Raw genomic sequence first — 11,112 nt, forward strand, 5'->3', positions numbered from 1 at the left:
TTCTAGACTTCTAGACTTCTAGACTTCTAGACTTCTAGACTTCTAGACTTCTAGACTTCTAGACTTCTAGACTTCTAGACTTCTAGACTTCTAGATGCAGGAGCGGGCGCTGCTGATGCCTCTGTCGCGCCCGTCGATGGCTTCGTGGAGCACGCCAAGCGCGTCTTGCCCACTTGCCTGGTGACTTTTGAACGCATTCGCTACAGCGTGCCTGCTTCTTACTCTATGAAAGATGCCGTGTTAGAAAAAAATGCTATCTGTGAGTCAAGCAAAAATGGCACCCCAGATGATTGGGGTGCCGTAATCAGACGATGCTAAAACATTCCTCTGGCCTCTCTAGGGACGTTTACGCCTTCAGTAGCGGCTCTTGATGTGTCTTCACTGGCCGTCTTTGCATTTGCAAGCAAGGACAGCCACGCTCGAGGCGCAGAGGGCGTTCTTTGCAAGTGGCTTAGCTCGGAATAAAGAAACGCAACGAATACACGCAAGGCAGGTGAAGCGGATGCCAATTCCGCAGGTATCAGACCGGCCACCAATGGGTCTTGCCGCATGTCCTCAAGTACTCTCACAAGTTGGTGGTCGATATGCTCTTCGCTTGGCCAATGAAAGTCGGGGAACGTAATCACTCCCGCGAGAACGAAGGCCACGACCACCGGAATTTTTAGGTACTGCGCTGCTTGAGCTAGCACGCGTCGGTTCGCATTCTTTATGTGCGCATCCCCACGCCGCCATTGCGTGAGCCTCGAATATGTGACGCCTAAGCATTCAGCAAGCGACTGTAGGGTCTCTCCGCGCCGAATGGACTCTTCCACCAGCAAACGGAGGAGGGCGTTTTCGTGATGGTCCGGTGTGGTTTGGTTATCAAAAGATGTCCTGTGGTTGCTCATAGATTTCAAGCTGGAGGCGCAGCGGATTGCTGCTATGGCGTGTAGCAACCACCAAGAAATTGCGTCTTAGCTATGAAGCGGAACTTCATGTTCATAGGCTTGTGCCTTTACGTCCTCCCGAGAGACAGTCAGGGGCATGAATGCAAAAAAAGCTCCACCGAGTTCCCCCCAGCTATCCGATGACGACCTCGACCCCTCCACTTTGCGCATGCTCATTGAAGTCGAGGGGCATTCAGGAGAACGCGTGAGTGCCGCGATTTTCCCTATTGCGCTTGAAGACAACGCCGTCGTCGGTGCGGTGGAATGGGACTGTGCGGAGCTGTGGGCCAGCATCGTCCGCGTGGACTTCGAAACGGCGCCCGGCCCCGCATCTGCTGCTGATATGGACCGCCCTGGGGGATGACGCAGTGCACGTTGTGCCGTGCCTGGCTGCGACAAAGTGGTTGAGGGTGAAACTCCGCCTTCCCCCTTACTGGGGTGTCAGTGCGCGTGGTGTCTCGATTGAAGTGGATGCAAGAACGTGGTGTGCGGTACTGAAATTCACCGACGAAGCAACCACCTTGGCCGTTGATGTGCCCCTGTCATTTCGAGAAGGAAGTGTGGGCGACGTCTTAGCCGAGATGTGCGCTTACTTCTTTCTGCATTTCCGTTTCACCTCGCTCGACACAGCACTGTCCCTTGCCGCAGCTCGTGAGCGAAATTGACCTCAGAACGTGGCGAACGCGTGCTCGGTCGCGAGTGGCCTTGGGGCCCGGGCGCACCTAGTAAGCATCCCTCCAAAACCCTGGCTCCCAATTTCTTGGACCCATTGCATCGTCAGCTCCGCACGCGCAAGCCATGACCAAATCTACGCTTCGGCCCATCATCTTTCTGGACATAGATGACGTGCTGTGTCCGAACCAGCCGTATGGCAGCTCGCATGTGTTCGACGCTCTATTCAGCCCGCAGCGCGCCTCCCCAGAGCTCTACGAGAGGTTGTTTTCCGAGGAGGCCATAGCCGTGTTGAATCAGCTGGTGGCAGAGTTCACGCCGGCCGTGGTGCTGACGACCAGTTGGCTTTTGCTGCTGCAGCAGCACCATTTTGTGGACTTGTTCAATCGCTGCGGGTTGTCGTGCGTCGCTTCAAGTTTGCATGACTGCTGGGGGGCGTTTGGGAGTTTGGGCGACTCGCGTTTGCAAGTCATCGAAGAGTGGCTCGAAAAGCACCATGCCGGTGAGCCCGTATTGGTGCTGGACGATATCTACAGCGGTGAAAGCCTCATTGACTCTTTTCTGAGCCAGACTGGCCGCGCCGTGTTGTGCGAAGGGCAAGGGGGACTGACGAGCAATCATCTCGAGCCCGCGAGACGAGCGTTGCGCCGCCCTTATTCAAGGCACGAGCCCTGGATTTGAGTGTCTTGGCTGCAAAGGTGTGACGATGACCGCGTCCGTCAAAGCTCGCATTCGGTATGTGACGCAAAGCGAGGGAAGTGTGGTCTTCCTGAGGCGTGAGTTCACCCATATGGCCAGTGCGTCCGCTATCAGTAGGGCGTTAGGCTCGCTGTGCGCCGAGGGCGTGCTCTGGCGAATTGGCACAGGTGTGTACGCGCGCACACGCAGAAGTGTCGTGACGGGCGCCCTTATACCGGCAGGCAGCCTTGAAACACTGGCAGCCGCAGCATTGGAGAAGCTCGGGATTGATGCCGGGCCAAGCAGGGCGGCGCAAGCGTACAACGAGGGACGGTCAACGCAACTGCCAGGAGAATTTGCCGTCAGCGTGGGACGGCGCAGAATCACCCGCCAGTTGGAGGTTGGCGGCCGGCGCTTGAAGTACGAGCGCACATGAGGCCGTGGACGGCAGAGACGTCCCTGCGGTTCTACAACTTGTGGAGTGTGGGTAATGGGGACTCGTTTTGAGCCAAATGCACACCAGTGTTCCATCATCGAATATGCCCAGGCAGAAGCGGACATTGCGATGCTGACAGAGCACTATCCGCCGGACGAACTGGTGAACCGAATGACACTGGAGTTCCAAGCCTCAACAACGGCGTCGAACGTCCTATGCGAAGCTGAATTCTCCAGTAAATTTGACAGATTCCAACGGAGCTTCTCAAGATGGAAGCGTTGTTTTCGCACATGTTGCGTGAAGGCGTTCAGACAACTCAGGCGGTGCGGCCGGTAATGAGAGGAGGGCCCACTTTTTTACTGGGCCCTCCTTCTTTTTCAGCCAAGTCTAGTGACTGATAGGCCGTCAAAGGTTCTTGGATTTTTTGACTTCCGCAAGGTAGTCCGAGTACTTGTTGAATGCGATATCTTTTTTAAGGTGCGCATAGTTCTTCATCACGACATTGATGGTGTCGTTGAGCAACATAGCAACCGTGGTGAAATCATTCGGATGAGCATTCAACCAATCGGTCGCAACCAAATGGCGAAAGGCATGGGGAGAAATTCCACCGCTATCAGGTATGTGTTTGCGCGTTACTTTTAAAACCCGCTGATTCATTGAGTCAAACCGCTTTCCGTGTTTCGATAAAAAGAAGTAAATTGATTCCAGACCATCTTTCAGGAGTCGCGGTCGAAATTCTCGAATGTAATCGTCAAATAGCGGGTTCAGCCACGTAGCTACTGCGACATCGTAAATATCTTTAGCAACCCGATTCTTGTTTTTAAACATGCCGCCGGAGATTCTAATTCGCCATGCCCCTGCTGCATCCTTGTATACATCGCCAGTGTTGTGTTCGTTGTAGGTAAGGGTAATGATGTTTTTCGCGCGAAGAGGGGTTGAAGCAAGAAGTCCCAGCAAAACCTCGTCGCGGCGATGGATGGCTTCTTGGGCGCCATTACTGGAATTGTTAGCTTCGCTGCGAAGTTCAGACATTGCGGATAATACGGGTTCAAGAGCGCATTCATGTTCAAAGAAATGCTGGAGAGGAGCACTGGTATCTCGCGATTGGTCTGTTGAGTCCGCTTTCCAAGCGGCTGCCAATTTACCCGCCTCGACACACATTTCGGTCCAGCTCCAGCCCTCTAGCACCTCATTGGGTAGAGTTGATGCGAACGCAGGTTGTTGGCTAAGGTAGCCATGCTTACCATGGGTCATGGTACTGACCAAACTACAAAATTGCCGATGTCCCCCGTGCTTCAGACCATCAGAGCGTTCTGTCAGGAAATCGAGAAAGCGCTCTATGGCATCAGGTACAGCAAGCCACGCCAGATTTTGTGCATGTTCTTCTGCTAGCCCATAACCACCGCGGTCTTTATGCAACTGAAGAAAACCGAAAAAACGAGAGGCGAGTGTCCAGGTTTGAGTAGCTGCAGCAGAGACTGATGTGCCTTGAGAGTTGAAGGCGTTGGGGGCTATGGCGGACTTTTCGATAGGGGTCAAAGACCACCGCGATTTTGTGTGCCGATTGAGGCCTCTGGGTGCCGTTGCAGACGTTTTAAACCGAAATAAGCTGAGCCATTGCTCTCTAAATTTCGGAGTAACTTCTGGAATTTTGAGGCGATACTTCTCTTTGGCCAGTTCCGCAAGGCGTTTGCGAAAAGGGTCAGTGGGCACATGGACTTTGCTCTTGATGCCCTCGGAGGCTAACGCGAAGAGTTCTCCATCTGGAACGGACAGTAGCTTCTCAAGCTTATGGAGATTCGGGAGTGAACGGGTGCTCGGGTGGGCTCCTCGCATCCAGCGACTGATGGCAGATGTGGAAGTTTTTGATGCTAGTGCCGCCGCCTTAGCGCGGTAGCCGCTAGCGTCAAGTGCTTTGCGCAGTCGCTCATGGAAAGGTGGAGACTGCCGCTGGTGAACTCTGCGACCGCACTTCGCGGCCTCGTACTGGGGTCTCCACGGACTCACCGAGGGCCTCGAATGTATTTCTCCAAGCATTGAGTAAGCTACGTCGGTCGCTTTTGGTGCGCTCGGAAATGTTTTCAAGTGAGGAAAGGTATTTGCTCACTGCTGGAGCGAAGTCAGTCGTCAGCTCTAGGCCCCACATTTGAGGTTTCATGCTTGCCCAGAAATTTGAGAAAGCCGGTGAGCGCAGAACGATGGTTCCGTTCAATTTGTGTAAGGCTCTCCTTCGAAGAGTCGGCTGCAAGTGCATCGCGATGGCGTTGCATCAGTTGAGAGTAAGTGAAAGACATGGGTTTGTATGGGCGCCCCCATCCGACTTTTTGCTGACCCCAGCTCACGTTATGAGGATCCGTTATGGAATAACGAAGACTTTGTAGGTGATTGATTTCAAAGGGAATTTTCGACATTGATGAAACTACGGTTTTGAAGGCCGTTGGTTTCCTGTCCGTTATTTCCAAGTCGAACGCTGACGTTCCAGGGAGTTTGTGGTGACTCGTCTAGAAACGCGTTTTATATAGCTCGTCCAAAATGGCTCTCAATCGCGAGAGCTTTTGGCAGGACGACGCGTCTACCCTTGAAATTGGTTGTGGCTACGGAAGTGGCGTAGCTTCAATCGCCTCGTTCTATACTTTATACGCCGGTGCATAAGTTGAACTATTCGATGTGTGGAGGTCATTTTCTCCATACCTCCAAGGTCTAAAAAATTGATACGCGTCGCTATTTGAGCGCCAACGCGAGGAAGGATAAAACTTGAATGCCTATACCAAGGGAAGACGTTTAAAACAGCGTGTGCCGCTCAATTGGTCGGGTTAAGTGACGGCAGCATTTGAGGGATACCTGGGACTGTGGGGACGTCTCGAAATACCAGGCGGGGCGGCGAAGTGAGCACCCTGAGACGAAAGGCTGACGGGTGACGCTGGCTCCGAAGTGCCGTATTGGGGATGTGTCTGAAGGCTACTTGCAGTGCGAGAGCTGCAGGATGGCTGGGCTCCGCCCCACCAAAGTGCCGTAGGTTTTAAGCTGCTTTTTAGGGGAAAGTTTTAATAGTGATAAGCCTTACCACGGTTCAGTCGCTGTTCCTTGGTTCCGCTCCGTTTGTATGTGCATCGAGGGAAGGCGCTGCACAAGAAGAACAAGCCGAAACGACCAATCTTCGGAATCACGAACCCCTTACCGCAGGTTGGGCACACCTCGGCGTCCTCTAAAACTTGGTTCGCAATGTGAGTATCGCGTTTCGCGGGTCACCATAGGTGTTGTACGAGTTCCGTCCCCCCACCCGGGCGTAGTACTTGCGGTGAAGGGCGTTGTTCACAGCGAGGGATACAGAGGTCTGCGGACTGATTTGGTATCCGACTTGCAAGCTCGCCACGCCTTATCCACGTTCCTCACGTATGCCGGTCGCACCGGTGCCAGTGACACCGCTAGTGACTTGCAGATGCCTTCTTCCACGCGGGGCGCTGTAAGCGTGCCGCACTGGTTTCGAAGAAAGCGGTGATTGATGCGCTTGGGGCTTGATGAACATCAAGAGGTTTTGCTATCGCAATTTTTCTATCGATAGTCTCGTTGACGGATGAGTCAAACGCGGTTTTAATCTTTCGAAACAATCAGAAAGCGTCCGCAACGTGGCGGTAGCGGGCGCTCAAACTGCGACAACAGCATTTGTCTTGCTGGGTCACTGCAAGCAGATGGGCTGCTGCACTCCCATCAATATTTTGCACTGGGCGATGTTTGTTGTCACATAGAGCCAGTGCAACTGTGAACGGGCGCCCGGCATTTTCTATGCCGGCAATTGGAGGGATATGAAAAATCGAATTTCATCGCTCGCAATGGCGCGGGTGACCGGGGTTGTTCTTTTCATTGGAGTTCTTCAGGGCTGTGCCAACCTCACGGCTGTGCGGGAATTCGGCAAGTCTGCGGCCGAGGTGACCAGTTATGTGGACGCCGGGAAGGCTTATCAGGAAAGCGCTCGGACCATTCAGCCGTACTTGACAAGTTCTCCGGTCGAGGGGGATTTGCCAGATGCGCGACAGCGCCAGGTCGTCGCCGCAAATGCGCTGCAGCAGACGCTCGTGGGTTACTTCTCCACTTTGGCAAAGCTCGCGGGGGAAGACTCCTTCACGTTGGAGAAGGAACTCGAAGCGATTTCAAAGGGCCTGCAGTCGCTACCGCCGGGAACGCTTGATGCGGATACCGCTGAAGGCGCCATCGCTCTGGGTAAGACGCTGCAGCGTTTTGTTTTGGCGCGAGCTCAGAGCGATGCAGTGAAGGACTTGGTGACGGAGGGGGGGGCACCGCGATGCGCCTTCTTGACCGACTCGATTCGGTTGCCAAGAGTTGGCGAGGTGTTTTAGATAACGATTCGCGCACGGTGGGGAATTCGCTCTTTGCGTTGTCTTCGGCAAGGGATACCCCACCGCTGCTACGAATGTTGGCCCGTGACAGGTTGCAGGAGCAGCAACTGCACTATGAGCAGTCCATTAAGCGTGTCGATACCGCAGCTCAAGCATTGGAGAAGATTCGTGCCGCCCATGGTGCGATGGCCGCGAATTTGGACTCGTTGGACCGTAAGGAGCTGCAGTCCTTGTTGAAGGAGACGGTCGCTGACCTGAAAGCGGCCCGCAAGAGTCTTGAGTCACTGCGATAGGAGACAGCCATGGCCACCGGAAACCAACCCCAACCCATTTTTGGTGACGTCGCATCTGTCCGGGCGACTGCGAAGCTGCTTAGCGACGTTGCTGAGGCCTACAACGAACGGCTAAAGAAGGAAGCGCCGAATCTTGATGGCGCGGATGTCTACGCGAGGCTTCAGGAGGAGCAGCGTTTGCGGTCCATAAGCAACCAGCTGTACTTCGAGGCCGCTCAGCGGGTGTTGGAAGAGGCAGTTGATGACCAGAAAGCCCTTGAGGTCGACTTGAAGAAGGCCAGTGACCGCCTGAGCAAGATTGAAGACTGGGCACAAGCCCTTGACCTGGTCGCTGACCTGCTTGTCTTGGCGGGGGCCTTGCTGGCCCGAAAGCCAGGTCCCATCGTCGCCGCGCTGAAGGAAGTTCGCGACGACATTAAGGCGGCTAAAGCATGAACCTCAGATTCTCGCGGAGTGAGAAAGTTTCGAGTACTGAGAGCTCCATGGCTTCCCGGCTGTCTGCGCTTGCAATGATGGTCTTGCTATGTAGCGCCGCGGGCTTCTCTGGGAACTCTTCAGCGCAGGATATGCGTGTTGAACGAGGCGTCTGGACCAATGGCGTCCAGAGTCGTCAGTACATGAAGGAGCTTCGGCCCGAGGGCAGGGCGAGGGAGCTCTACTTCTGGACCTTGCTCCGAGGCGGTCCCGACACGGTCAACACTCTGCTGGCGCAGGGCAAACTGCCCATCATTCACGAGTGGACGCTTTCATCTCCGTTAGGCTCGGACCCACATGCGCTGGCTCCTATGCAGGAGGATTCACAGGATATTCTGAAGTTGCTTGCGGTCGGTTCTATTGTGGACAACGGTGGGCTGACAGAGACGGTTCGGGAAGGACGCCAATTTCGGTGGCGTACCTGGAGTCACAAGCAGAGCCTGCGACGTGGACGATGGATTGTGCGGGTTTTATACGCTGACGGAGAACCCGTTCCTTGTGAATCGAGACCTTGCCAGTGGTCCTTCTTCGTGCAGTGACCTATGAATGATTCAACGGTTGCTTGTGGGAGCAAAGACCTGGCCGATGCCATCACCGATGCTCAGGGTCTCTTGCGATACGCAAGCATTAAGGGCATAGAGGTCCCGGCTGAACTTACCGGAAAGATTGTTGAGGCGCAGGCCTTGCTGGGTAAGTCCACGGAAGACTCGCAAACTTTCGATTCTCAGAAACAATTCTGGGTATCACTATCTGCGTTATCGGCTCTTACACGCCCTGCCACGATTGATAGTGTGCGTCATGCAGCCGCAACTTCGCCGAGGGTTTGGATTCAACGGTACGCCGACCTATGGACTCGCCTCACAGGCGGAGAAAAGATTGAAGTCCGTCACACAAGCTCTTCCGAAAATGCGGTAGGGAAAGCCCGGCGGACCGCGGTAATGGGGCTGTTGTTCGTTGTGGCGCTCCAAGCGTACTATGAGGTTGGCCAGAACACTGCAGCGAAGTATGCACAGGAACAGAAGACAGTCATCGCAGAGCAAGAACGGGAAAACGAGCTGAACAAGAGGCGCGATGAAGTCGGTGATGGAAAAGGGGCTGAGGTAGAGCTCCAGAAAATTAACCAGGAATTAGCTAAGAGTATCCGGATTCAAGATGAGGCCACCGAGCAGACAAGGACGCGGCTGCATTGGATGAGTGCGATGCTCTTCTGGAGCAAGGGGCTTCAAGCAGTCGACGACACTCCGCCCTCCGAGACGGAGAAGGCTCAATACATCTTGGGAATCTTGGACGGTTGGCTCACCCTTCTGCGCAATTTCTTACTTCCTATTGCGTGGGGGTTCCTCGGAGCAGCGCTGTACGTCAGCCGTGCTCTGGCGGACGATATTAGAGCTATGGCCTATGCGTCTGAAAGAGCGGTCCTGCATGGTTCTCGGTACTACATGGGGATGGTCGCCGGCTTCGTTGCTGCAAAGTTTTTCCCCACAAGCGTTGGCGTCGAGCTTGGTGAGGTAGCTCCCTTTGCTGTGGCACTCCTTGTTGGCTACAGCGTGGAGGTGCTCTTCTCGATGCTCGATAGGTTAATAGCTGCGTTTTCTACCAAATAACAAAGAGGGGTTTTATGCCAGGTGCTTATGCGCACATCACTGCGGTCAATGTGGCCAAGGCTAAAGCAAGGGGCGTGTTAAGCAACGAGAGCATGCTGGCCCTGGGGACAAAGTTCCAGTTTGCTGAGTTGGGGGCTGTAAGTCCTGACTATCCATATCTCGGCTTTGGACAGGGCGTGTGGGCTGACCAGATGCATTACAAGAATACGGCGGCGCTTCTCCGGTCAGGCGTGGAGGGGGTGCGAAAGCTAACTGGCTCGGAGAGGCAGAAAGCGCTCAGTTGGCTCTTAGGTGTGGCATGCCATATGACCGCTGATATGACGATTCATCCCATCGTGGAAGGGATTGTCGGCCCATATGAGCAGAATAAGGCCGCGCATCGGACCTGCGAGATGCACCAAGACGCTTTCATCTTTCCCGAGCTGAAAGTCGGAGAGGTCGGCTTGACCAAGCATCTGAATACAGGCATCGGAAGTTGCGGTGCTCCCGGTAACGCTCTCGCGTTGGACCCGACGATAAAAAGGCTTTGGCTCCAGATGCTAAAGCAGAGCTATCCAGCCGCAGTTGCAGAAGTGGCGGTCGAACCTGACCCGGATAAATGGCATTCAGGGTTCTGCACTATCCTCAAGACGTTGCGGGGCGCGACGGCGCTCTTTCCCTTTGCTCGACATGTTGCTGCCAACGAGGGGCTGCTCTACCCAGCTCCAGAACAAGTGTCGCTTGAGTATGTCAAGAATCTCAAGACCCCGGAAGGCAGTATGGGCTACAAGGTCCTTTTCGACCGGGCCGTCGAAAACATCATCATTGTGTGGCAGGGGATTGAAGCAGCGGTAGAGGGGAGAAGTACTTTCTTCATTGATAACCTTGAGAACTGGAATCTGGATACCGGAAAGGCCCAGTCGACCGGTAAGTACGTTTTCTGGAGGAACTGAGAATGGTGTTCAGATATGTGCTGCTTGTGTTGTTGAACTGCGCCCTGATTGCGTGCTCAAGCAATCAAGAGCCAAAAATGAATAGTGCTGCATCGGCTCTGACAAAGCTCACCGCCCATGTGGATGCCGCCGTTGTGTATGGAACGGGCACGAAAGAGCTTAGCGACCAGCAGCTTGTCGATATGGCCTTTGAAGACAATTCCTCGTTGAAGCCAGAACTGGGCTCAAACGCCATATCCCTTCAACGAGGTGACAGGGGCGTGGTTGTGCTGGTGTGTTCCAGCGACCGCGCAACGAGTTTGCTTGAAGACCTGTCGTGTACTCCAGAGATGGACAAGCACCACTGGCGGGAAGAGCCCGGCCGCACCTGCACATTCTCTCTGAGTGCGGAGAGCTGTAAGTAGTCCGCCCTGAACAACCCGCAAGTCATTGATCTGGTGCGCAGTTTTGCTGATTGATGGGCGCCGGATTTGCAAGGTATGGTTTTGCCAGTACCTGTTTTCTTGCAAATTCCTCCGAGGAGTCCGATGGCCCCGAACCCTTCGCAACCGCAAACGGCAGAGCTGTTCCGTCCACGGCTGGACGAGCAGATCAACATGAAACACCCGCTGGTCAAGCTGGCCGAGTTGATCGATTGGGCCGAGATCGAGCGCACGTTCGGGGTGTCGTTCACTTCCAGCCGCGGCCGGCCAGCCTTGCCCCCACGCTTGGTGGCGGGGCTGCTGTACCTGCAGCACACGTT

Annotated in this window: 13 protein-coding genes; 11 read left to right on the top strand and 2 right to left on the bottom strand. The window is 54.6% G+C overall.

The window, feature by feature from the left end; genetic code table 11:
* Positions 1–1,095: 1,095 nt before the first annotated feature.
* The 3 genes from BLT03_RS16060 to BLT03_RS25095 all read left to right on the top strand — a co-directional run bounded on the left by BLT03_RS16060 (position 1,096) and on the right by BLT03_RS25095 (position 2,712).
* A complete protein-coding gene (locus tag BLT03_RS16060) occupies positions 1,096–1,290 on the top strand; it encodes a hypothetical protein (protein WP_092744760.1) in 195 nt (64 codons plus the stop codon).
* Positions 1,291–1,724: 434 nt separating this feature from the next.
* The gene (locus BLT03_RS16065) at positions 1,725–2,279 is read left to right on the top strand and encodes an HAD domain-containing protein (RefSeq protein WP_092744761.1); all 555 of its coding nucleotides are present in this window, start codon (positions 1,725–1,727) and stop codon (positions 2,277–2,279) included.
* Between the two features lie 25 nt (positions 2,280–2,304).
* Positions 2,305–2,712, top strand: a complete 408-nt coding sequence (locus tag BLT03_RS25095; protein WP_092744762.1) for a DUF6088 family protein — start codon at positions 2,305–2,307, stop codon at positions 2,710–2,712.
* A 405-nt stretch (positions 2,713–3,117) separates the two neighbouring features.
* On the opposite strand, the gene BLT03_RS16075 is transcribed toward BLT03_RS25095, so the two are convergent.
* Together BLT03_RS16075 and BLT03_RS25100 are read right to left on the bottom strand one after the other, a co-directional pair.
* Positions 3,118–4,425 carry a site-specific integrase gene (locus BLT03_RS16075; protein WP_175537776.1) on the bottom strand — a complete coding sequence of 436 codons (1,308 nt, stop codon included), beginning with the start codon at positions 4,423–4,425 and terminating at the stop codon, positions 3,118–3,120.
* 1,331 nt (positions 4,426–5,756) lie between these two features.
* On the bottom strand, positions 5,757–5,906 hold the full coding sequence (locus BLT03_RS25100) for a topoisomerase DNA-binding C4 zinc finger domain-containing protein (protein WP_353615281.1): 150 nt from the start codon (positions 5,904–5,906) through the stop codon (positions 5,757–5,759).
* A gap of 609 nt (positions 5,907–6,515) precedes the next feature.
* On the opposite strand from BLT03_RS25100, the gene BLT03_RS16085 reads away from it, so the two are divergent.
* From BLT03_RS16085 to BLT03_RS16120, 8 genes are all read left to right on the top strand, one after another.
* Positions 6,516–7,067 carry a hypothetical protein gene (locus BLT03_RS16085; RefSeq protein WP_139160418.1) on the top strand — a complete coding sequence of 184 codons (552 nt, stop codon included), beginning with the start codon at positions 6,516–6,518 and terminating at the stop codon, positions 7,065–7,067.
* 74 nt (positions 7,068–7,141) lie between these two features.
* Positions 7,142–7,360, top strand: coding sequence for a hypothetical protein (locus BLT03_RS16090; RefSeq protein WP_092744766.1), 219 nt, complete (start codon positions 7,142–7,144; stop codon positions 7,358–7,360).
* Positions 7,361–7,369: 9 nt separating this feature from the next.
* Positions 7,370–7,795 (top strand): hypothetical protein, encoded by a 426-nt coding sequence (locus BLT03_RS16095; protein ID WP_092744767.1) that lies wholly within the window; start codon positions 7,370–7,372, stop codon positions 7,793–7,795.
* Between the two features lie 350 nt (positions 7,796–8,145).
* Positions 8,146–8,373, top strand: coding sequence for a DUF2914 domain-containing protein (locus BLT03_RS25105; RefSeq protein WP_353615282.1), 228 nt, complete (start codon positions 8,146–8,148; stop codon positions 8,371–8,373).
* Positions 8,374–8,772: 399 nt separating this feature from the next.
* Positions 8,773–9,438 (top strand): hypothetical protein, encoded by a 666-nt coding sequence (locus BLT03_RS16105; protein WP_092744769.1) that lies wholly within the window; start codon positions 8,773–8,775, stop codon positions 9,436–9,438.
* Between the two features lie 14 nt (positions 9,439–9,452).
* Positions 9,453–10,370, top strand: a complete 918-nt coding sequence (locus BLT03_RS16110) for a zinc dependent phospholipase C family protein (RefSeq protein ID WP_092744770.1) — start codon at positions 9,453–9,455, stop codon at positions 10,368–10,370.
* 2 nt (positions 10,371–10,372) lie between these two features.
* Complete coding sequence (locus tag BLT03_RS16115; protein ID WP_092744771.1) at positions 10,373–10,774, top strand: hypothetical protein; 402 nt, start codon at positions 10,373–10,375, stop codon at positions 10,772–10,774.
* A 123-nt stretch (positions 10,775–10,897) separates the two neighbouring features.
* Positions 10,898–11,112 (top strand): transposase (locus BLT03_RS16120; RefSeq protein ID WP_491907767.1); only part of this gene is annotated, 215 nt, incomplete at its 3' end.

The organism is Paracidovorax valerianellae, assembly GCF_900102625.1.
GTDB classification, from domain to species: Bacteria; Pseudomonadota; Gammaproteobacteria; order Burkholderiales; family Burkholderiaceae_C; genus Paracidovorax; species Paracidovorax valerianellae.